The sequence below is a fragment of the Mesorhizobium sp. M0243 genome (assembly GCF_040321775.1).
In the GTDB taxonomy this organism is placed as follows: domain Bacteria; phylum Pseudomonadota; class Alphaproteobacteria; order Rhizobiales; family Rhizobiaceae; genus Mesorhizobium.
In genome coordinates this window covers 19761-39018 of record NZ_JAMYSF010000017.1, presented here as the reverse complement: position 1 = coordinate 39018, position 19258 = coordinate 19761, and the positions used below count along the sequence as shown (strand labels likewise).

The following is a 19258-nucleotide window of genomic DNA, read 5'->3' as shown; positions in this document are numbered from 1 at the left end:
CGTTCCCGTCGACCAAAACATGCGCTAAGGCTGCCGCTGATCGTTTAACGGTACTGCTATGCGCTTCACGGCCCTACTCACCTGGCTCGCCTTCCCGGTCTATATCTGGCAAGGCCTCGGCGTGCGACGCCGCACCACGCGCATGCTGCCGGCGCAAGGGCCGGTCATGCACGAAATATCAGGCACAGCACCGCCAATCTCGCTTCTGGTGCTGGGCGATTCCTCCGCCGCTTCGGTCGGCATCGGTAATTCGGAAGATGGGCTGGCCGCGCAACTCGCCGTGCTGATTTCACAGAGTACAGGCCGCGCCGTGCGCTGGCGCGCTGCCGGCTTCAATTCGGCAACGTCTGGCCAGATCCGTGACCATGTCCTGCCCAATCTGTCGGCCGATCCATGGACGCATATCGTGCTGGCCATCGGCACCAACGACACCAAGAATTTTCACTCCGTGCCGCGCTTCAAGAAGGAGTTCGGCGGCCTGCTCTACGCGATGCGTGCCAAGTGGCCGGAAGCACGCGTGGTGTGGTCGCCGGTGCTGGAGTTCACGCGGGCGCCGGCCATGCCGCCGCTGCTCGGAAAAATTCTTGAGATTCGCGCCACCGACATGAACCGGATGGGCGAACGCCTTTGCCTGGAGCGCGGCGCGGTGCCGGCGCCGCGCCTGCCGATCACCAATCCGGAAGCCGGCTTTGCCTCGGACGGCTTTCACGCCTCGGAAGCAGGCTACCGGGCTTGGGCCGAGCATCTGGTTGGCCCGGTGCTTGGCAATTGGGCACCGACGACAAGTGCCGTCCTACGTCAAATGCCCGAGCACGGCCGCCAGTGAAATCGCGGCCATGGCGAGCAGTGCCAGCTTCCAGAAATCGCCGCGTCGCTTGAGGCCTGGCCAGCCGAGCGGCTTGATCAGTTGAATGACCATGAAACCGACGATGACAAGGGCGAGGAATTTCGTCATGCCGCCTTTGACCAGCAACGCGCCCGGCTGTCAAAGCACGTCGTTCATTGCCTGAGAAAGAACGACGCCGCGATCCTAGGTCGGAACGCGGCGCCCGTCTGCGACTGGGAAACGATCTACTTCAGCGGCTTGAGGCCAGCCTCGATCGAAGCCCGCTTCGGTTCGAGGAATGGCGGCAAGGCGAGGCTTTCCCCCAGTGTTTCCAGCGGCTCGTCGGCGGTGAACCCCGGCCCGTCGGTTGCGATCTCGAACAGGATGCCATTCGGCTCGCGGAAGTAGAGCGAACGGAAATAATAGCGCTCGACCTCGCCGCTCGACGGCAGCCGGAACTCGGCCAGCCGCGCCGTCCATTGATGCAGCGTCTCCTGGTCCGGCGCCCTGAAGGCGACATGGTGAACCGCACCCGCGCCTTGCCGCGCCGGCGCCAGTCCCGGCTGCACCAGGACATGCAACTCCGCCGCCGGCCCGCCCTCTCCCATTTCGAAGACGTGAACCTGCCCCTCCGGCGAGACATAGTCGCGCGCCTTGCGCATGTTCATCACTTTGGTCACCACCGCTTCGGTGTTGGTGATGTCGGGAACGCTGATGACGATCGGCCCGAGCCCGCGTATCTGGTGCTCGACCGGTACCGGGCTTTGCGCCCAGGGATGGCTGCCGCCCTTGCCGCCATCGCGGACCAGGCGCAGACGCTGGCCCTCGGGATCTTCGAAGTCCAACGACGCATAACCGCCGATGTCGGCGACCTCTCCTGTTGCCAGGCCTTCATCGGTCAAGTGTTGCTTCCACCAGGCAAGGCTCTCCCGGCTGCCGACCCTGAGGCTGGTCCGCACGATGCTGTGCGTGCCGCGCCGCTCGCGGCCGACCGGCCAGTCGAAGAAGGTAAGGTCGGTGCCCGGCGTCGCTTCGCCGTCGGCATAGAAGAGGTGGTAGGCCGAGGTGTCGTCCTGGTTTACGGTCTTCTTGACCAGCCGCAGACCCAGCACCTTGGTGTAGAAATGAAGATTGCCAGGCGCATTGGCGGTGATGGCGGTCAGATGGTGGATACCTGTCAGTTGCAAGCTCATCGTCGTCTCCCTGCTGTTGGGGAAGAATTTTCTCCCTTCATATCAGACCTGCGGTCACCTCGCTGAAGGCCTCGTATTCCGACAGTCCGTCGCCGGACGCTGAACAGCGGCGCCGAAAACAACGTCGTCGCCATGAACAATCGGACGTCGCAAACCTGCCTTGAGGCACCGCTCGATGCGGCGAGAAGCGATGCCTTGCCTGCGGCGCGCGCACCGGCCGCAACTATTGTCTCGCGCCCTGACATCCTCCTGACAGACTGCTGTCAGGAGGGGTATGCGATAGTGCCTCTACACAGAGAGAGGAGACTTAGCCATGAACGGTTACACCATTCTGCGCGGCATGCAGCACTATGTCGGCAAGATCCGGACGATGCGCAACGAGATCCGCACCCAGCGGTTCATGAACTCGCTGCCGGCGGACATTCGCAAGGATATCGGCTGGCCCGACATGTACGCCGACCGTGGCTCTCGCGGCAATTGAAGCCAATTTTTCGACCCGGCGATTGGATGTGGGCGCGTCAACGCCCAGATAACAAGCAGGGTAACAGGTCGACACGCGGAGCGCGCTTATGCCCGAACAAAAGACAATCGGTTTCCTTTTCATCGAAGGCTTCGCTGACTGGGAGTATGGGCTGCTGGCGGCCTCGGCGGTCGAATGGTTCGGCGCCCGTGCCGTGTCGCTGACGCCTGATGGCAAGCAGGTGACGGGCATTAGCGGCTTTCGGCTGATCCCCGATCGCGCAACAGGCGCCGGCGAGAATGCCGATCTCTATGCCATTGCCGTCATTGGTTCCGACCGGTGGACGGGCAAGGCACCGCCTGATGTAGGCGACCTGCTTGCCGCCATTGCATCGCGCGGCGGCGTGGTCGGCGGCATCTGCGCCGGCACGCTGGCGCTGGCCCGAGCCGGCCTTTTCGAGAAGGCCAGGCATACCAGCAATGGCCGCGAGTGGATCAAGGGTCATGAAGCCGGTTATGCCGGTGCCGAGAACTACGAGGATGTGCCGCATGCCGTAGCCGACGGCAACATCGTTTCCGCACCGGGCTCGGCACCAGGCACCTTCGCACTCGCCTTTCTGAAGGCGCTCTACCCCGAAAGAGGCAGCGATCTCGCACAGATGCGGACGCTGTTCGCCAAGGAGTACGCTGAAGCCTCCTGACAGTATGCTGTCAGGAGGGGCGTGCAATGGTGCCAGCTTCGGACACTGCGCATTGGCGTTAAAGGACGATCGATGAAGAGTTGGAACGACAGACTGAGCACACCAGGCATCAACGGCGTGAGGCCGACGCCGCGCACGATGGCCGATGTCGTCGAAGGCCAGCCTATGCTGGTGCCGACGGCGCGCCAGGTCGATGATTTCATCCGCTCGATTCCCGAAGGCGTCGAGATGGATATGCGTGCGCTGCGTACAGCACTTGCCATAGAGCATGGCGCCGAAGTGACATGCCCGGTCACCATAGGCTATCATCTGCGCACTGTTGCCGAAGCCGCCAACGAGGACCTCCAGCGCGGTATGACGCTGAGTGGCGTGGCACCATTCTGGCGCGTGCTCGATGCGAAAACACCGACGACGAAGAAACTGTCCTTCGGCGCGGAGTTCGTCGCCGCGCAGCGCAAGCGCGAAGGGCTGAAGCCATGATACATGCCGCCCAAAAGTGTTCTGCGGTTTTGGGATAGCGGCATGCGCGAAAACACGATGCATGCCACCCAGAGGTGGACCGGTTTCGGGCGACATGCATAGAGACAACGCCGAGGGACCATACGATGCGCCGCGCCGACAGGCTCTTCCAGATCGTGCAGCATCTGCGCGGTGGCCGACTGGTCACTGCCCAGAAGCTCGGCACGTGGCTCGAAGTTTCCGAGCGAACCATCTATCGCGACATTGCCGATTTGCAGTCGACCGGAGTGCCGATCGACGGCGAGGCCGGCGTTGGCTATATGATGAGGGAGGGTTTCGACCTTCCGCCGCTGATGTTCACGCGTGACGAGATCGTCGCGCTGGTCGCCGGCGCCCGCATGGTGCGCGCCTTTGGCGGTGCCGCCATGGCGAGGGCCGCCGACGAGGCGCTGGTCAAGATCGGCGCCGTATTGCCCGATGCCGAGAAAGACCGCATCGCCCGCACTGAGATCCACACACCGATGTGGGTGGTCAGCGACGCTGCTCGCGAGGCGATTGACCTGATCGAGCGCGCGGTCGAAAAACGGCAGGTGCTGACCATCGACTATTCCGACGAGGCCGGCCGCGGCACCGCCCGCGATATCCGCCCGCTCGGCCTGTGGTTTTGGGGCAAGGTGTGGACGCTGGTCGCCTGGTGCGAGATGCGCGACGATTTTCGCGCCTTCCGCATCGATCGCATCGCCTCCGTGGTCATCGCTGGCCGCATCTTCAAGCCCGAGCGCGGCAAGCAGCTTGCCGACTTCTACCGCGCGGTGGAGCGCAGCGAAGATTATGGCATGGCGCCGGATCGCGCGGCGCGCAGCTGAGTTGTTGACCCAATAAAAAGCCCGCTCGAAGCGGGCTTTTATTAGAATGTCAGACAACCTCACTCGTCGTCGTCATTGTCCGTGTTCTTCGACTTCAAGGCCGAAAGCTTGGCGAACACGGCGTTGGCGTCGAGTTCGGCATCCTCGTCCTTGGGCTTCTCGGGAGCCGGCACCAGCCGCTCGGTCAAGGCCGCCGGCAGCAGCGTGTCGCCGACCGGCTGCGCCTGTTCGCGGCCGCGCGAGGCGCGATTGACTTCCATGTCGAGGTCGATCTGCGAGGCGAGGCCCAACGTGACAGGATCCATCGGCTGCAGATTGGCCGAATTCCAGTGCTTGCGCTCACGGATCTGTTCGATCGTCGACTTGGTGGTGCCGACGAGGCGCGAGATCTGCGCGTCCTTGAGCTCGGGATGGTTGCGCACCAGCCACAGAATCGCGTTCGGCCGGTCCTGGCGCTTCGACAGCGGCGTGTAGCGCGGCCCCTTGCGCTTGGATTCGGGCACCCGGACCTTGGGGTCCGAAAGCTTCAGGCGCTGGTTCGGGTCCTTCTCGGCACGGGCGATCTCGTCGCGGGTCAGCTGTCCGGTCATGATCGGGTCCATGCCCTTGATGCCTTGCGCCGATTCACCGTCGGCGATTGCCTTGACCTCGAGCGGGTGCAGCCCGCAGAACTGCGCGATCTGCTCGAAGGAAAGTGCGGTATTGTCGACCAGCCAGACAGCGGTCGCCTTGGGCATCAGCAGCGTATTGGCCATTTTACAAATCCTTCTCGTTCGCCCGCGTTCCCGCGCGGGCGGTGGTTTAGAGCCACCAAAATGGGAAATTCGCGGTCTGTATAACCGCTCTCGGGTCGTTTCGCAACGTTTTTGGAGCCAAGACCGCACCGCGTGCGCTGCGCGCTCCCAAGACCGTCAGATCGCCCGGAGCGCGGCCGTCCCTTGTTCGACGGATGGCGCAAAAAATCGCGCGTCGGCTTTCCGGCCTGTCGGTATCGGCCCGACAGCTCCACCTTACCCGAGGTCGAATGCCTCGAAACGGTAGCGGCCCAGTTGTCATCCAGGTTCAGTAGAACGGCGAATATGGCTCCAGCCCCGCTCGCGTGAAGATGGAAATGGGGTGATCAATTCGCGCGACAACGCCGGCCCCCAAGTTGATGCCCGTTCCGTCGCAAACACTAAAGATTTTGACCGCGTTCCGATCAGCACATGGACCGGTTTTCCTGCCTGGACGGGGTATGTACTGTTGTGAATGAAAAGGACCCCGCTCGCTTGTAGCGTGTCGTGCGCATTGCCGTTGCTGCTCGAAATTTCGACGTAGTCGCGACCTGCGAATGAATTGTTCGTCCAGATGCCGACAACCCCTTCCACCGAGAGCCAACCATTCGCCCAGCCGTCCGCATCGCGCGGATGGTATTGTCTGAACAGGCGATAGGTTACGCGGTCCGATAGCCAGAAAACCGTTACGTAGCCGTCCATGTCCGGCACATAGGTGAACCAGTTGCCGGTCTCGCTCGTGGCGCGCAGGCCATCAGAATCGTATGGGTCCAGATTGTTGGCACTGACGAAATCCATTGAGAGCGGTACCGGATCGGTCACGGCATGATCGTAGAGTTGGGTGAGCGTCCACCGTCCATTGTAGTTGAACCACTTGTCGAAGTAGGTTTCTCGATCGACCCCGCAGAGGCGCGGCTGGCGGCCTCCCTTGCGCAAGGGCGGCCGTTGAAGGTCAACCTCAGATTGCTGTCGAGCGCATGCGGTTGATGGCCCCAAAAAGACAAAACCCGCCGGACGGGGTCCAGCGGGCTCGGAACCGGCGACGGCAAAACCGTCAGCTCCGGCTCTTGCTTCTACGGCAAGGTCCGCTCCTTAGAGCAATTCCGGGAAAAGCGTGAAACGGTTTTCCGTCCGGAGTCGCATCGGCAGGAGCTAGAGCGGTTCATCGTTTCCGTGAAACGGTGAGCCACCCTACAGCGAACCATGCTCGAAGTCAGATGGCCCTGCGGGCGATCTTTTCGATGTCGGCGCGGTTGATGCCGAGATCGCTGAGTTGACGTGCGTTGAGACGGTTCAGTTCGCGGACGGTCTCGGTGTACATACGCCAGTTACGGAAAGCGCGGATCGGGTTCATGGTAGTCCTCCAAAATGATGTTCGTTTCGATGGTGCTCAAATAGGCGTCATCGATGAGGACTTGAATGGCTGATTTTGCATAGCAATGATGCAAATGCTGCATTGCAGCATTAAGCTTCTGTTCATCTTGTAGGCAGCCACGGGCGCGGACCTCGCTCGGCCGGCCTGCAGGCCGGCCGAGTATCGATACGGCCTAGCCGACGTCGAGCACGATCTTGCCGATATGTTCGCCGTCTTCCATCCGCTCATGCGCCCGCCATGCTTCGCTGAGCGGGAAGATCATGTCCATGACAGGAGCAACCTTGCGCGTGCCGAGCAACGGCCACACCTGCGCTTCCAGCGCCGCCGCGATCGCCGCCTTGAACTCGACGGTGCGTGGCCTCAGCGTCGACCCGGTGTGGGTAAGCCGCTTGACCATGATCTTCGAAAAATCCGCGCTTGCGACAGCACCGGCCTGCACGGCGATCTGGACGATCCGGCCCTCAACCGCAGCAGCCTCGTAGTTGCGCCCCACATAGTCGCCGCCGACCATGTCGAGGATGACATTGGCGCCCTTGCCCCCCGTCGCCTCCTTGACTGCGGCGACGAAATCCTCCTCGCGATAGTTGATCGCCCGGTCTGCGCCGAGCTTCAGGCAGGCGTCGCATTTCTCCTTGCTGCCCGCGGTGGTGATGACATAGGCGCCAAAGGCCGAGGCAAGCTGGATTGCTGTTGTGCCGATGCCGGACGAGCCGCCATGGACGAGCAGCGTCTCGCCTTTCTTGAGGGCGCCACGCTCGAACACATTGTGCCAGACGGTGAAGTAATTCTCCGGCACTGCCGCGGCTTCGGTATGGGTGAAGCCGGCGGGCAACGGCAGCACGCTCCCGGCATGGACCTTGACATATTCGGCATAGCCGCCGCCGGGCGTCAGTGCACAGACGCGGTCGCCAATGCGCCAGCGTGATATGTCGTCGCCAAGGGCCGCCACTTCACCCGACGCCTCGAGGCCCGGCAGGTCGGATGCGCCGGGTGGTGGCGGATAGGCGCCTTTGCGCTGCTGGACGTCGGGCCGGTTGACGCCGGCCGCATGCACCTTGATCAGGATCTCGCCGGGCCCGGGCTGCGGCACGTCGCGTGTTTCCGGCTTCAGCACCCGAGGGCCACCCGGCTCCGAGATCGCGATGGCCGTCATCCTTGCCGGAATTTTCTGTCCGCTCGCCATGAGATTTCCCGTCTTTCCTCGCCGTTATCCGATCGGCTGTTTGCATCGACGCCCCTGCCCTATGTATGCTGATTGCCAAATCAGGCAAATGGCCAATCTGGTCTTGGCGGAGGAGGAGCGACGATGGCGATCTTCGACGACGAACCCAAGAAGAAGGCGCGCCCGCACGAGATCGGGCAGGACCTGTCACTGCTTTCCGTCAGCGACTTGACCGAGCGGATCGGCATCCTGCGCGCCGAGATCGCCAGGCTGGAGGCCGAGCTCAAGGCCAAGGACAACACCAAATCCGCCGCCGAGGCGCTGTTCCGTCGCGGATAGGTGCGCGGGCGCTAAAGCCCGCCGCCGAAAAGCCCGAATGCGACTGTCTTCAGACCCAGCGTCCCCGCCAAACTCGAGCCGGATCAAACAATGTTCGCAACCTACCGTCCGATCCTCTCGCTGCTTCGCGGCACCGCCTTCCTGCTGGCGGCGTCTGGATTGCACGGGCTGCTGCTGCCCCTGCGCGGTCAGCTGGAAGGCTTCTCGACCGCATCGCTCGGCCTGATGGGCACGGCCTGGGCCGGCGGCTTCGTCACCGGCTGCTTCTTTGCGCCGCGCATCGTGCGCCGCGCGGGCCACGTGCGCGCCTTCGGCGCCTTTGCCGCGTCGGGCGCCATCGTGGCGCTGCTCACCGGCCTGATCATCGACGAATATGTTTGGATCCTGCTGCGCGCCTTCACCGGCTTCACCATGGCCGGCGCCTTCATGGTCATCGAAAGCTGGCTGAACGAGAAGGCCACCAACGAGAATCGCGGCACCGTCTTCGGCCTCTACATGATGGTCACCTATGCCTCGATCATGGGCGGGCAGATGATCGTCGCCGGCGGCGACGTGAAATCGGCGTCGCTGTTCATGATCACCGGCATCCTGTTTTGCCTGTCGCTCATTCCGACCGCGGTCTCGACCGCCTCCCACCCCAAGCCGCTGCAGGATGTCTCGCTCGACGTCAAAGGCCTTTATGCCAATTCGCCGGTTTCGGCGGTCGCCTGCGTGTTGATCGGCATCGCCAACGGGGCCTGGGGCACGCTTGGCGCGGTCTACGGCGCCCGTATCGGCATCTCCACGGCCGAGATCGCCCTGATGATGAGCCTTGTGGTCGTTGCCGGTGCCGCCATGCAGCTTCCCGCCGGGCGCATGTCCGACAAGACCGACCGGCGTTTCGTGCTGGCGGGCGCTGCTTTCGGCGCGGCCTTGTTCGCGCTCATGATCTTCCTGTTCGAGCCACGCTCCGGCATCTTCGTCATCGTCTTCACCGCAGCCTATGGCGCCTTCGCCTACACGCTCTATTCGATCGCCGTGGCGCATGCCAACGACCACGCGCGCTCGGAGGATTTCGTCAAGGTGTCGGGCGGACTGCTGCTGCTCTACGGCTTCGGCACGATGATTGGACCCTTGCTCGCCGCCGCTTTGATGGGCTGGATGCGCCCGGAAGGTCTGTTCCTGGCGACCGCCTTGGCGCATCTCTGCCTGGCGGGCTACACGCTGCTGCGCATCAGCCGCCGCGCGCCGGTGCCGATCGGGGATCGTGACGCCTTCAAGACGCAGCCGGCCGACCGTTCGGTGACGCCGGAAGCATTGCGGCTTGATCCCAGAAGAAAAGCAGAAGCAGACGGTTGAGATTCGAAAGGCTTTGCCGCACTAATACAGGCATGATGTTTTCCGACGCCTTCATGGCGATTGCCGATCCCAACCGGCGCCATCTTCTGGAAGAACTTCGCCGCGGCCCTAAAACCGTCACCGAACTGGCCGCCGGCTTGCCGGTGTCGCGCCCAGCCGTTTCGCAGCATCTGAAAGTGCTGCTCGATGCCGGCCTGGTCCACGCCAAGCCGGAAGGAACAAGGCGCGTCTATACGGTGAGCGGCACCGGCTTCCTCAAACTCAACATCTGGCTCGATCAGTTCTGGGAAGCCTGAGCTTCTCAGTGACATTGCCAGCGGCTCGGTCAGTTGACCGACCGTATCGGCGAGCGTCTGGGGCGAGATCGTGCAGCATCCCGATCAGCCATTATTGTAGGGAAAGAACTTGAAGTAGGGCTGCGCTTCCTCGACAACCCGGGCAAAGCAAGGCCGCTGCAGAAGCCGGTCGTGATAGCGCTTCACGGCCGGGTATTTGTCGCCGAACGGCTCGACCTTGTTGGCATACAACAGCGCCGGGGACGCCGCGCAATCGGCCGTGGTGAAGGTGTCGCCCATCGCCCAGATCTTCGACTGCATGTCTTGTTCGATGATGGCGTAGGAATTGCGCAACTGGTCGCGGGCCTGCTCGACGCCGAACGGGTCGGTCTTGTCCTGTGGCCGCAACCGGTCGCCGACGATCTTCTGCATCGGCTCCTGCACATAAAAAATCATAGAAGCGATCGGCCTGGCGGACGGCCAGCGCCAGGTCGATGTCGGCGGGAACGAGGTCGACCGGCCCCGGATAATGCGCGGCCAGATATTCGACAACGATGGTCGATTCCAGCACCGTGCGGTCGCGCGCATCGTCGCGCAGCGCCGGCATCTTGCCGGCCGGCGAAATCTTCAGGAAGGCCTCGCGCGATTCCGCATTGCCGAGATCGACGATATCAGGGGTAAACGGCGTCACGTTCTCATACAGCGCGATCAACGGCTTCCAGCAGAAAGAGGCCAACGGATGGAAATGAAGCGTCAGGGACATTTTTTGCTTATCTGTTTCGTGGTTCATCGATGGCCGGTGCCGTGCTGCTCATCAAGGGTCAGACACTGCGGCAAGCATGGCCCGTCAAGGCCCGCTTGCCGCTTCAAGCGACATGGGCCTGGGCGACGATGCCTGCGACAATCACCTCCCAGTCGTCCGGGTGCAGCTCGTGGCCGTCGCTTCCGATCCGGAGAATTTTCGCGCCGGTGACCGCCTCGGCCAGCGCCTCGCCATGTTCGACCGGAAAGATCGGATCAGCCGTGCCATGGATGACCAGCAGCGGCGCCGCGATCTCGTGCAGGCGGCCCTTCCAGGCGTCGCCGCCCTTGAGCATGAAATGGTTGGTCGCGCTCAGGAAGCCGCCGGAGCGGTCGTGATCCTGCTCGACAAAGGCACGCATCCGGGCCTCGTCGAATGGATGTGCGATGCTGGCGATCGCCCGCGCATCCCTGACGATGAAATCGATCAGCTGGCCACGGTCCGACCAATCGACTTTGGCGCCCTCGGCCGAATGCTCGATATAGGCATCGCTCGTCTGCGGAAGGTGCGAAGTGTCGGTTCCCACGGGCGAGCTGCTGATGACGGTCAGCGATGCGACACGGGACGGGTGTTTCAACGCCACAAGCTGCGCGATCATGCCGCCCATCGACATGCCAACGACATTCGCCTTGCCGATGCCGTGGTCATCGAGAACGCGCATTGCATCGTCGGCCATATCATCGAACGTGTAGGGCGGCTCTCCCGACTTGTATTTGGTCGAACGGCCGGTGTCGCGATTGTCATAGCGGATCACGAACAGGTCGGCACCGGCCAGTTTCCGGCAGAACGCCTCCGGCCACCACAGCATCGAGGCCATCGCTCCCATGATCAGCAACAGCGGCGGGTTCGCCGGATCGCCAAAGGTTTCGGATATGATTTCGGGGCGTTCGGTCGTCGTCACGGTGCGACCTCCTCTCCTGCAATACCGATTGCATTTTGCAATCGGTTGCACGATAATAAAACCGATACGATAATGCAACCGGTTTTGGAGAAAAATCTCATGAGCATGGATCGCCGGTCCGGGTGTCCGATCAACCTGTCGCTGGAAGTCTTCGGCGATCGCTGGAGCCTGATCATCCTTCGCGACATGATCTTCGGCGGCAGGCGTCATTTTCGCGAGCTGCTCAACGGATCGATGGAAGGCATCGCCTCCAACATCCTCGCCGACCGGCTGAAGCGGCTGATGGAGCTGGGCATGCTGACCAAAGCCGACGACCCCTCGCACAAGCAGAAGGCGATCTACAGCCTGACCGAAATGGCGATCACGCTGGTGCCGATCCTGGCCCATCTCGGCGCCTGGGGCCGCATCTGGCTGCCGGTCAGCGAAGAACTGTCGATCCGCGCCGAACTTCTGGAAAAGGGCGGACAGCCGATGTGGGACAAATTCATGGACGAGTTGCGCCATGAACATCTCGGCATGCCGCTCGATACTGCAGCGGGTCCTTCTGTCCGCGCGACCTTGCAGGCCGCCTATGAGGCCGTGGTTGCCAGCAAGGCCCCCGCCGCCAGCACAGCCGCGTAATTAACTTATTTTCCCGTTTTGGGGCCGACTCTGCTAGAAGAGGCGGAAAATCACAATTTACGGGATTGGATAAGGTCTTGGTTGAAAACTCTCGGGATGCTGCCCGCGCGCGCGCCGACCTGCGTTTCAAGAAGCAGGAAGAGGCGGCAACCGTCCGCCAGAAGGCGATGGCCGAATACGTCGCCGAGAGCGACGCCCGCCAGGCCAAGACCAACAAGCTGCGGGCGCTGCGTCTCGCCAAGGAAGCCGAAGACCTAGCCAATGCGCCGGCGGCACCCGCCAAGAAGCCGACCCGCGCCAAGAAAAAATAGCAGCCACCCCTTGAGCCATAAACGCTAATGCCTGTCCTGATGGTATCGGTGAAAGCTGCTTCCATCCCGCCCCTTCACGCGAAGCAATTTCAACCGAAACGGGGATGTTATCTCGCCCGTCGACGGTCGATGATCGACGCGTTTTCAAACAGGAGACTGCCATGACCGCACTGCCGCTCGAAAAAGCCAGGCAAATCATCGATGCCGCCTTTGCCAAGGGCGCCGATCTCAAGCTCAAGCCGCTCGGCGTTTCGGTGCTTGATGCCGGCGGGCATCTGGTCGCCTTCCAGCGCCAGGACGGCGCCTCGTTCCTGCGCCCGCAAATGTCGGCCGGCAAGGCCTACGGTGCGCTCGCCATCGGCATGGGCTCACGCAAAGTCGAGGCCTTCGCCAAGGAGCGCCCGCACCTGGTGGCCGGCATCTCGGACGTCTCGGGCGGACGCGTGCTGCCGGTGGTCGGCGGCGTGCTGATCCGCGACAAGGCCGGAGCCATCATCGGCGCCGTCGGCATCTCAGGCGACACGTCGGACAATGACGAAGCCGCGGCCATCGCCGGCATCGAGGCCGCCGGCTTCACCGCCGATCCGGGCTGAATCCTCTCCACTTTGGTCATCGCTGGGCGAAGCAGGAGCGAAGCTCCGTCGCGGAGGCCCTGGGATGACGAAGCGATGCGCGTTTCCTGCCAATCGCTTCGCTGAGGAACTAATTCAGATTGATGTCTCGGCTGGCCGATCGCATCGACACCGCGAATCCGGCCAGCACATCGAACAGCGCGATGACCATCAGCGTGAAGAAGACGGAATGGGCCGCGCCCTTCACCAACAGGAACTCGACCAGGAAGGCCACGAACACCAGCGTCGACAGAAGATGGTCCATGATCGAGGCGTTGGTCGTGCGCACCGACTTCGCCATTTCGAGGAACAGGAAGATCAGCCCGATCAGTATCATCAGGTCGCCCAGCGTCATCGAGAACACGCCGCCCGACATCATGCTGAAGGAGAAGACCTCGCTCGCCCACGGATCGTCACCGCTACCGAAAATTCCCAGCAGTCCGAGGTTGTAGAGCACGAAAGGCACGATCAGCAGCGGAATGGCACCGAACATCTGGCGTCTCCATGTGGGGGCGATCCTTTGTAGAATGCGCCATAGCCACGTCGTCAAGATGTTTCGCCATCGGCGCTGAACACGGTCGAAGACCGCACGCAACAACCATGTCAGCCGGTTGCCGGCCGAAGGATTTGCAACGCCGGCGGTGCACGCCTGCGCTGCCGGCCCGCCCAAACGCAAAAGGACCAGCCACCGGCCGGTCCTTTTGGAAATTCAAACCTTTGAAAAAGCTGGTCTCAGCTTTCCTTGGGGGTCAACACCTGGCGACCGCGATACATGCCGGTCTTCAGGTCGATATGGTGCGGACGGCGCATTTCGCCGGAATTCTTGTCCTCGACATAGGTCGGGGCCTTGAGGGCGTCGGCCGAGCGGCGCATGCCGCGCTTGGACGGAGAGGTTTTTCGTTTCGGAACGGCCATGGATATGCTCCACTACATGGTCAAAAGCCCCGCCCGCCCTCGTGAAAGGGCCATGTCGGGGCCTAAATCTGAGAAAGTCGGGTGCCTATACACGCCCTGTGCCGTTTTGGCCAGCACTGGCGCGAATTTTTTTGGATCGGCTAGCGGAGACAACCGACATAGGCGCCGGAGCGGCCGGCGCGCCGCTCGATCAGATTGGCGAGCCGCCTCAAGCCAGGCCCGGGTTTGGCCGGATTGCGGGCAATCGGATTTGGCAAGGAGACCGCAAGCAAGGCGGCCTGCCGTCGCGACAGCTGTTTTGCCGAAACGCCGAAATGGTGCTGTGCCGCGGCCTCGATGCCGTAGATGCCCGGCCCCCACTCGGCGATGTTGAGGTAGATTTCCATAATGCGCCGTTTCGACATCACCGCATCGAAATAGACGGCCAGCGGCAATTCGACCACCTTGCGCACCGAGCCCAGCGGCCGCGACCAGAGAAACAGGTTCTTGACCGTCTGCATGGTGATGGTCGAGGCGCCGCGCGTCGCTTCGCCGGCCAGCGCGTCGTCGACGACGCCCCTCAGCTCGCCGAGATCGACGCCACGATGAAAGCAGAACTGCCCGTCCTCCGACATGATGACGGAATTGGCCAGCACCGGCGACACGTCGTCGATCGACACCCAGCGGCGATCGTAACCGGAGAACGTCGCCAGGTCCTTCAGCATCAGCGTCGAGACAGGATGCACGAAGAATGGCAGATACAGAAACGTCAGCACGACCGGAATCAAAGCCAGCACCGCGGCCACGACGATGCCGCGCCGGACCCAGCGCTTGAGACCACGGCGGTTTACGCCCCGCGATCTCGTCGCCATGTCCAGTCTTTCGGTTTCATGATCGACGATCGGTTCCGCCAAGCCGCCCAACCCGTGCTTCTCCCTGCCCCGGCATAATGGCGCTTGGCTTCTTGCGCAACGTCTGAGTGTCGGCTACCGGTCCGGGCCATGAGGAATAACGACCAAATGGCGTTCGAAATGGCGCTGATCAGACGGGCAGCCGCCGTCGAGGTGCTGCTACGGCGGCTGCTCGACGACCGTGCGCTTTCGGGCGAGATCGCGCGGCCTGAGCGTTTGATGGCGGCGATGCGGCACGGCGTGCTGAACGGCGGCAAGCGCCTGCGCCCTTTCCTGGTCATGGAAAGTGCCGCCCTTTTTTCCGCCGATGGCGAGGCGGCACTGCGCGTCGCCGCAGCCCTTGAATGCGTGCATTGCTATTCGCTGATACACGACGATCTGCCAGCCATGGACGACGACGATCTGCGCCGTGGCCAGCCGACCGTGCACAGAGCCTTCGACGAGGCGACCGCTATCCTGGCCGGCGACGCCTTGCTGACGCTGGCCTTCGACATCATTGCTGGCGAGGCGACCGCTCTGCCGGCGGAACGGCGGGTAGCCCTGGTGCTGGCGCTTGCCCGTGCGGCCGGAGCCGGTGGCATGGTCGGCGGCCAGAAGCTCGACCTCGAAGCCGAACAGGCGCCGCCGGACGAGACCGGCATCATCCGGCTGCAGGCGATGAAGACCGGCGCGCTGATCCGTTTCGCTTGCGAGGCAGGCGCACTCATTGCCGGTGCACCAGCCGATGACCGCGAGCGGCTGGCCGAATTCGGCTCGGCGATCGGTCTTGCCTTCCAGCTTGCCGACGACCTGCTCGATTTGACCGCCGATGCCAGCCAGATGGGCAAGGCGACCGGCAAGGACGCCGCCGCCGGCAAGGCGACGCTGGTGGCCTTGCATGGTGCGAATTGGGCACGCGGCCAGCTTCACGGCCTCGTCGAACAGGCCCATGCACTGCTTGAGCCCTATGGCGACGATGCCCAATTGCTGAAGGAAGCGGCGACGTTCGTGGCGGCGCGTAACAGCTGAGCTTGTGCCAGCCGGAACATCGAGCTGATCGACGCACGCACGTCCCCGCCGGCCGGTTCTGAAATAGAGCTTGAGCGGAAGCCTGCCGAGGCAGAGGATCGACATCGCTTTGCCACCGCACGGCAAGCACGCGGTGCGGATAGAGTTGGAGGGATGCCATGTCGACCACCGACAAGCTGTTCACCGGTTCCATCCCCGAAGTCTACGACCGGGCGATGGTGCCGCTGATCTTCGAGCCCTATGCGCAGGATCTGGCGGAGAGAGTGTCGAAGCTCGGGCCGCAATCGGTGCTCGAAGTGGCGGCGGGCACCGGTGTGGTGACGCGTGCGCTGGCAGCAAGATTGCCGGCGCAAACACGCATCGTGCCACCGACCTTAACCAGCCGATGCTCGACCACGCGCGCACGCGGATGTCGGACGATCCTCGTATCATCTGGCAGCAGGCCGACGCCCAGGCACTGCCCTTCGAGGACGCCCGGTTCGACGCCGTGGTCTGCCAATTTGGCGCGATGTTCTTCCCCGATCGGGTGGGCGCCTACGGGCAAGCGCGGCGGATGATGCGGCCGGGCGGGCATTTCCTGTTCAACGTCTGGGGCGCCATCGAAGACAACGAGTTCGCCGAGGAAGTGACGCGGGCACTCGGCCATTTCTTTCCGGCCGATCCGCCTCGCTTCATGGCGAGGACGCCGCATGGCTATCACGATGCGGACGCCATCCGCGCCGACCTGCATGCCGCCGGCTTCCGTGACATCACCATAGAGCCGCTGGATGCCGTCAGCGCCGCTTCCTCGCCATATGAGGCAGCCGCAGCCTATTGCCAGGGCACGCCCCTGCGGGCAGAGATCGAGGCGCGCGGCGTCTCGCTGGAGGAGGCGACGCGATACGTGGCGAATGCCCTTGGGAAACGGTTCGGGGAAGGCTCGGTGAGTGGCCGCATCCGCGCCCTCGTCGTGGAAGCGGCCTAGGCGTGCTGTCCATCCGGCGGCTCGCATGGCCTGCCAACCCGCACGAACGAAATTTTAATGTAAATGAAGCGTAATCCCGGCCATTAAAATGGTGCGTATGTGTTGGGGTTGCGCATGCCTGAATATTCGTCCTTCATCCGGTCGGTCCGGATTCGTTATATTTCAGGGTTGCTGATCTTCGCGCTGGCTTCCGCCGGCATTGTGATTGCGCTTGACCGCGTCAATTCCTTTCGCCGCGACATCGATGCGCTGAGCAGCAATCTCGTCATCTTCACCCGCGACCTGCGCAACGCGACCAGCTTTGCCGAGACGACCGGCACCGCCTGGCGGGCGGAGACACGCGATGCCCTGACCACATCGGCGCGCGGCCATTCGGAGCGTCTGACCGGCGAGATCGAGACGCTGACCGCCCAGCTTGCGGCGATCAAGCCGCGGCTGTCGATCAAGACCGTCAACGAACTCCAGTCCGCTTCCGTCAACGGCGATCTGTTCTGGTCGCCGCGCGACATGGTGCGCAATTTTAACCTGATGTCGGTGGCGCAGAAGGTCGACGAGTGGAGCTATCGCGAAATCCGCAACCAGAACGACCTGTTTGCCCAGCCTATGCTGGTTCGCGTCCGCACCGCCATGGATGATGAGCGCCACCTGGCCGATGCCTCAAGCGACAGACTGCTGCTGTGGGCGAGCGGCATCCTGTTCGCGGCACTTGCCATCGTCGCCTTCTGGATCTTCCGCCCGATGGAAGTGGCAATCCGCCGCGCCTTTGCCGAATCCGCCGAATCCCTGTTCAAGGCCGAGGCCGCCGACCGCGCCAAATCGGAATTCCTGGCCAATATGAGCCACGAAATCCGCACGCCGATGAACGGCGTGCTCGGCATGGCCGAACTGCTGGCGAAGACCGATCTGACCCCGCGCCAAAAGACCTTCACGGACGTCATCGTCAAATCCGGCAACGCGTTGCTCACCATCATCAACGACATCCTCGATTTCTCCAAGATCAATGCCGGCCAGCTCACCCTCGACCCTGCTCCCTTTCGCCTTTCCGAGGCGGTCGAGGATGTGGCGACGCTGGTCTCGGCGCGCGTCGCCGAAAAGAACCTCGAACTGATCGTGCGTGTCGACCCGCGCCTGCCGGCCCATGTCGTCGGCGACGCCGGCCGGTTCCGGCAGATCATCACCAACCTGCTTGGCAATGCCGTGAAGTTCACCGAAAAGGGTCATGTGCTGATCGATGTCGGCGGCGAAATCGTCAACGACGTGGTCCAGCTCAAGGTCCGCGTCGAAGACACCGGCATCGGCATACCGGCCGAGAAACTGCAGAATGTATTCGAGAAATTCGCGCAGGTGGACGGCTCGTCCACCCGCCGTCATGAGGGCACGGGGCTGGGCCTCGCCATCGCCGCCCGCCTCGTCGACCTGATGGCAGGCAAGATCGGTGTCGAGAGCGAGATCGGCCGCGGCTCGGTGTTCTGGTTCGCGGTGCCGCTGGCCGCGCATCAGGCGGCGGCGCGCGACGAGATCGTGCCGGTCGACGTCACCGGCGCGCGCGTGCTGGTCATCGACGACAATCCGGTCAACCGCGAAATCCTGCTCGAGCAGCTCAGAAGCTGGAGCTTCGATTGCGCCGCCGCCGAAAGCGGCGCGGTTGGGCTTGCTTTCCTCGACCGCGCCTTTCAATTGGGCGCCGCCGTCGACTGCATCATCCTCGACTACCAAATGCCGGGCATGAACGGCGCCGACGTCGCCAGAGCCATTGCTTCCGACAGCCGGCTGTCCTCCATCCCGGTGGTGTTGCTGACCTCGGTCGACCAGGTCGATTTCGGCAAGATGATCATCGACTACGGCATTGCAGCACACCTGACCAAGCCGGCGCGCTCCGCGGTGCTGCTCGGCACGGTCATCTCGGTGATCCAGAAGGCCCGCTCGCAGGTCGGCAAGGCGCGGTTCGTCCGCGAACCGATCGTGCAGGCTCCCCCGGCGGCGCCGCCCGCCTTCACCGTCATCCGCGGCCCGGCAATGCCGGTCGCGGCAGCGCCGGAATCGACAACCGCGCCGAACGGACCGATCGACATCCTCATTGCCGAGGACAATGACGTGAACCAGCTGGTGTTCGGCCAAATCCTCAACGGGTTGGGCTTGAGCTACCGCATCGCCGGCAATGGCCGCACGGCGGTCGAGATGTACCGGGCGCTGCGCCCCAAGCTGATCCTGATGGATGTCTCGATGCCCGAAATGAACGGCTATGAGGCGACCCGCGCCATCCGGGCGATGGAGGTCTCGACGGGCGCCCACATCCCGATCATCGGCGTCACCGCGCACGCGCTGAAGGGTGATCGCGACAAGTGCATCGAATCAGGCATGGACGACTATCTGCCGAAGCCAGTTTCGCCCGACCGCCTGGGCACCAAGATCGGCACCTGGCTCAGCGAAACGGTGGTGGCGAAGACCGCCTAGGCTGCATCCATGGGA

General features: G+C 63.1%; 24 protein-coding genes and 1 pseudogene. 14 read left to right on the top strand and 11 right to left on the bottom strand.

The genetic code is table 11. The features are described 5' to 3' along the window. Nucleotides 1-58: 58 nt before the first annotated feature. On the top strand, nt 59-826 hold the full coding sequence (locus tag NKJ11_RS21300) for an SGNH/GDSL hydrolase family protein (protein WP_352611774.1): 768 nt from the start codon (nt 59-61) through the stop codon (nt 824-826). On the opposite strand, the gene NKJ11_RS21295 is transcribed toward NKJ11_RS21300, so the two are convergent. Further along, nucleotides 794-955: a hypothetical protein gene (locus NKJ11_RS21295; protein WP_023810961.1), complete on the bottom strand. Its 162-nt coding sequence runs from the start codon at nt 953-955 to the stop codon at nt 794-796. The genes NKJ11_RS21300 and NKJ11_RS21295 overlap by 33 nt on opposite strands. A gap of 116 nt (nt 956-1071) precedes the next feature. Then, the gene (locus tag NKJ11_RS21290) at nt 1072-2019 is read right to left on the bottom strand and encodes a ring-cleaving dioxygenase (protein WP_352442021.1); all 948 of its coding nucleotides are present in this window, start codon (nt 2017-2019) and stop codon (nt 1072-1074) included. Between the two features lie 313 nt (nt 2020-2332). Here NKJ11_RS21290 and NKJ11_RS21285 point away from each other — a divergent pair, with 313 nt between their 5' ends. The 4 genes from NKJ11_RS21285 (at nt 2333) to NKJ11_RS21270 (ending at nt 4504) form a co-directional block, all read left to right on the top strand. Then, a complete protein-coding gene (locus NKJ11_RS21285; RefSeq protein WP_023810960.1) occupies nt 2333-2500 on the top strand; it encodes a hypothetical protein in 168 nt (55 codons plus the stop codon). Nucleotides 2501-2588: 88 nt separating this feature from the next. Next, complete coding sequence (locus NKJ11_RS21280; protein WP_023810959.1) at nt 2589-3179, top strand: DJ-1/PfpI family protein; 591 nt, start codon at nt 2589-2591, stop codon at nt 3177-3179. Between the two features lie 72 nt (nt 3180-3251). Continuing rightward, nucleotides 3252-3659 (top strand): hypothetical protein, encoded by a 408-nt coding sequence (locus NKJ11_RS21275; RefSeq protein WP_023810958.1) that lies wholly within the window; start codon nt 3252-3254, stop codon nt 3657-3659. A gap of 125 nt (nt 3660-3784) precedes the next feature. Next, complete coding sequence (locus tag NKJ11_RS21270; RefSeq protein WP_013529238.1) at nt 3785-4504, top strand: helix-turn-helix transcriptional regulator; 720 nt, start codon at nt 3785-3787, stop codon at nt 4502-4504. A gap of 59 nt (nt 4505-4563) precedes the next feature. Here the strand turns inward: NKJ11_RS21270 and NKJ11_RS21265 are convergent, their stop codons facing one another. From NKJ11_RS21265 to NKJ11_RS21250, 4 genes are all read right to left on the bottom strand, one after another. Further along, nucleotides 4564-5259, bottom strand: a complete 696-nt coding sequence (locus tag NKJ11_RS21265; protein ID WP_023810957.1) for a DUF1013 domain-containing protein — start codon at nt 5257-5259, stop codon at nt 4564-4566. Between the two features lie 297 nt (nt 5260-5556). Continuing rightward, the gene (locus NKJ11_RS21260) at nt 5557-6213 is read right to left on the bottom strand and encodes a hypothetical protein (protein ID WP_352794229.1); all 657 of its coding nucleotides are present in this window, start codon (nt 6211-6213) and stop codon (nt 5557-5559) included. A 277-nt stretch (nt 6214-6490) separates the two neighbouring features. Beyond that, nucleotides 6491-6631 carry a DUF1127 domain-containing protein gene (locus NKJ11_RS21255; protein ID WP_013529236.1) on the bottom strand — a complete coding sequence of 47 codons (141 nt, stop codon included), beginning with the start codon at nt 6629-6631 and terminating at the stop codon, nt 6491-6493. A 193-nt stretch (nt 6632-6824) separates the two neighbouring features. Beyond that, nucleotides 6825-7835 carry an NAD(P)H-quinone oxidoreductase gene (locus tag NKJ11_RS21250; RefSeq protein ID WP_032909131.1) on the bottom strand — a complete coding sequence of 337 codons (1011 nt, stop codon included), beginning with the start codon at nt 7833-7835 and terminating at the stop codon, nt 6825-6827. Between the two features lie 123 nt (nt 7836-7958). Here NKJ11_RS21250 and NKJ11_RS21245 point away from each other — a divergent pair, with 123 nt between their 5' ends. The 3 genes from NKJ11_RS21245 (at nt 7959) to NKJ11_RS21235 (ending at nt 9787) form a co-directional block, all read left to right on the top strand. Then, nucleotides 7959-8153 carry a DUF1192 domain-containing protein gene (locus NKJ11_RS21245; protein WP_352554508.1) on the top strand — a complete coding sequence of 65 codons (195 nt, stop codon included), beginning with the start codon at nt 7959-7961 and terminating at the stop codon, nt 8151-8153. Between the two features lie 90 nt (nt 8154-8243). Beyond that, nucleotides 8244-9491: an MFS transporter gene (locus tag NKJ11_RS21240; RefSeq protein WP_352772850.1), complete on the top strand. Its 1248-nt coding sequence runs from the start codon at nt 8244-8246 to the stop codon at nt 9489-9491. A 32-nt stretch (nt 9492-9523) separates the two neighbouring features. Beyond that, the gene (locus NKJ11_RS21235) at nt 9524-9787 is read left to right on the top strand and encodes an ArsR/SmtB family transcription factor (protein ID WP_013529232.1); all 264 of its coding nucleotides are present in this window, start codon (nt 9524-9526) and stop codon (nt 9785-9787) included. Nucleotides 9788-9871: 84 nt separating this feature from the next. Here NKJ11_RS21235 and NKJ11_RS21230 read toward each other — a convergent pair. Both NKJ11_RS21230 and NKJ11_RS21225 read right to left on the bottom strand, forming a co-directional pair. After that, a pseudogene (locus NKJ11_RS21230) lies at nt 9872-10529 on the bottom strand (glutathione S-transferase family protein). Nucleotides 10530-10632: 103 nt separating this feature from the next. Continuing rightward, the gene (locus NKJ11_RS21225) at nt 10633-11469 is read right to left on the bottom strand and encodes an alpha/beta fold hydrolase (protein WP_352794227.1); all 837 of its coding nucleotides are present in this window, start codon (nt 11467-11469) and stop codon (nt 10633-10635) included. Nucleotides 11470-11568: 99 nt separating this feature from the next. Between NKJ11_RS21225 and NKJ11_RS21220 the strand changes: the two genes are divergently transcribed. The 3 genes from NKJ11_RS21220 (at nt 11569) to NKJ11_RS21210 (ending at nt 12994) form a co-directional block, all read left to right on the top strand. Next, the gene (locus tag NKJ11_RS21220; protein WP_128305885.1) at nt 11569-12090 is read left to right on the top strand and encodes a winged helix-turn-helix transcriptional regulator; all 522 of its coding nucleotides are present in this window, start codon (nt 11569-11571) and stop codon (nt 12088-12090) included. Between the two features lie 77 nt (nt 12091-12167). Next, complete coding sequence (locus NKJ11_RS21215) at nt 12168-12401, top strand: hypothetical protein (RefSeq protein WP_127296851.1); 234 nt, start codon at nt 12168-12170, stop codon at nt 12399-12401. A 161-nt stretch (nt 12402-12562) separates the two neighbouring features. Beyond that, entirely contained in the window at nt 12563-12994 is a 432-nt protein-coding gene (locus NKJ11_RS21210; RefSeq protein ID WP_023810947.1) for a GlcG/HbpS family heme-binding protein, read from the top strand. Between the two features lie 109 nt (nt 12995-13103). On the opposite strand, the gene NKJ11_RS21205 is transcribed toward NKJ11_RS21210, so the two are convergent. The 3 genes from NKJ11_RS21205 to NKJ11_RS21195 all read right to left on the bottom strand — a co-directional run bounded on the left by NKJ11_RS21205 (nt 13104) and on the right by NKJ11_RS21195 (nt 14829). After that, nucleotides 13104-13505 (bottom strand): hypothetical protein, encoded by a 402-nt coding sequence (locus NKJ11_RS21205; protein ID WP_127296853.1) that lies wholly within the window; start codon nt 13503-13505, stop codon nt 13104-13106. Nucleotides 13506-13744: 239 nt separating this feature from the next. Continuing rightward, the gene (rpmF, locus tag NKJ11_RS21200; protein WP_008834724.1) at nt 13745-13927 is read right to left on the bottom strand and encodes a 50S ribosomal protein L32; all 183 of its coding nucleotides are present in this window, start codon (nt 13925-13927) and stop codon (nt 13745-13747) included. A 140-nt stretch (nt 13928-14067) separates the two neighbouring features. Further along, nucleotides 14068-14829, bottom strand: a complete 762-nt coding sequence (locus NKJ11_RS21195) for a transglycosylase domain-containing protein (protein WP_031213164.1) — start codon at nt 14827-14829, stop codon at nt 14068-14070. A gap of 78 nt (nt 14830-14907) precedes the next feature. Here NKJ11_RS21195 and NKJ11_RS21190 point away from each other — a divergent pair, with 78 nt between their 5' ends. From NKJ11_RS21190 to NKJ11_RS21180, 3 genes are all read left to right on the top strand, one after another. After that, entirely contained in the window at nt 14908-15825 is a 918-nt protein-coding gene (locus tag NKJ11_RS21190) for a polyprenyl synthetase family protein (protein WP_352794226.1), read from the top strand. 133 nt (nt 15826-15958) lie between these two features. Continuing rightward, the gene (locus tag NKJ11_RS21185; protein WP_352794256.1) at nt 15959-16789 is read left to right on the top strand and encodes a class I SAM-dependent methyltransferase; all 831 of its coding nucleotides are present in this window, start codon (nt 15959-15961) and stop codon (nt 16787-16789) included. Between the two features lie 114 nt (nt 16790-16903). Next, complete coding sequence (locus tag NKJ11_RS21180; protein ID WP_352442019.1) at nt 16904-19243, top strand: response regulator; 2340 nt, start codon at nt 16904-16906, stop codon at nt 19241-19243. The last annotated feature ends 15 nt before the right edge of the window (nt 19244-19258 follow it).

Excerpts from the sequence above, each read along its gene's own strand:
- NKJ11_RS21265 (WP_023810957.1), bottom strand. The coding sequence starts at position 5,259 with ATGGCCAATACGCTGCTGATGCCCAAGGCGACCGCTGTCTGGCTGGTC.
- NKJ11_RS21205 (WP_127296853.1), bottom strand. The coding sequence starts at position 13,505 with ATGTTCGGTGCCATTCCGCTGCTGATCGTGCCTTTCGTGCTCTACAAC.
- NKJ11_RS21235 (WP_013529232.1), top strand. The coding sequence starts at position 9,524 with ATGATGTTTTCCGACGCCTTCATGGCGATTGCCGATCCCAACCGGCGC.
- NKJ11_RS21295 (WP_023810961.1), bottom strand. The coding sequence starts at position 955 with ATGACGAAATTCCTCGCCCTTGTCATCGTCGGTTTCATGGTCATTCAA.
- NKJ11_RS21275 (WP_023810958.1), top strand. The coding sequence starts at position 3,252 with ATGAAGAGTTGGAACGACAGACTGAGCACACCAGGCATCAACGGCGTG.
- NKJ11_RS21245 (WP_352554508.1), top strand. The coding sequence starts at position 7,959 with ATGGCGATCTTCGACGACGAACCCAAGAAGAAGGCGCGCCCGCACGAG.
- NKJ11_RS21280 (WP_023810959.1), top strand. The coding sequence starts at position 2,589 with ATGCCCGAACAAAAGACAATCGGTTTCCTTTTCATCGAAGGCTTCGCT.
- NKJ11_RS21240 (WP_352772850.1), top strand. The coding sequence starts at position 8,244 with ATGTTCGCAACCTACCGTCCGATCCTCTCGCTGCTTCGCGGCACCGCC.
- NKJ11_RS21210 (WP_023810947.1), top strand. The coding sequence starts at position 12,563 with ATGACCGCACTGCCGCTCGAAAAAGCCAGGCAAATCATCGATGCCGCC.
- NKJ11_RS21290 (WP_352442021.1), bottom strand. The coding sequence starts at position 2,019 with ATGAGCTTGCAACTGACAGGTATCCACCATCTGACCGCCATCACCGCC.
- NKJ11_RS21220 (WP_128305885.1), top strand. The coding sequence starts at position 11,569 with ATGAGCATGGATCGCCGGTCCGGGTGTCCGATCAACCTGTCGCTGGAA.
- NKJ11_RS21300 (WP_352611774.1), top strand. The coding sequence starts at position 59 with ATGCGCTTCACGGCCCTACTCACCTGGCTCGCCTTCCCGGTCTATATC.
- NKJ11_RS21180 (WP_352442019.1), top strand. The coding sequence starts at position 16,904 with ATGCCTGAATATTCGTCCTTCATCCGGTCGGTCCGGATTCGTTATATT.
- NKJ11_RS21255 (WP_013529236.1), bottom strand. The coding sequence starts at position 6,631 with ATGAACCCGATCCGCGCTTTCCGTAACTGGCGTATGTACACCGAGACC.
- NKJ11_RS21250 (WP_032909131.1), bottom strand. The coding sequence starts at position 7,835 with ATGGCGAGCGGACAGAAAATTCCGGCAAGGATGACGGCCATCGCGATC.
- rpmF (WP_008834724.1), bottom strand. The coding sequence starts at position 13,927 with ATGGCCGTTCCGAAACGAAAAACCTCTCCGTCCAAGCGCGGCATGCGC.
- NKJ11_RS21285 (WP_023810960.1), top strand. The coding sequence starts at position 2,333 with ATGAACGGTTACACCATTCTGCGCGGCATGCAGCACTATGTCGGCAAG.
- NKJ11_RS21270 (WP_013529238.1), top strand. The coding sequence starts at position 3,785 with ATGCGCCGCGCCGACAGGCTCTTCCAGATCGTGCAGCATCTGCGCGGT.
- NKJ11_RS21190 (WP_352794226.1), top strand. The coding sequence starts at position 14,908 with ATGAGGAATAACGACCAAATGGCGTTCGAAATGGCGCTGATCAGACGG.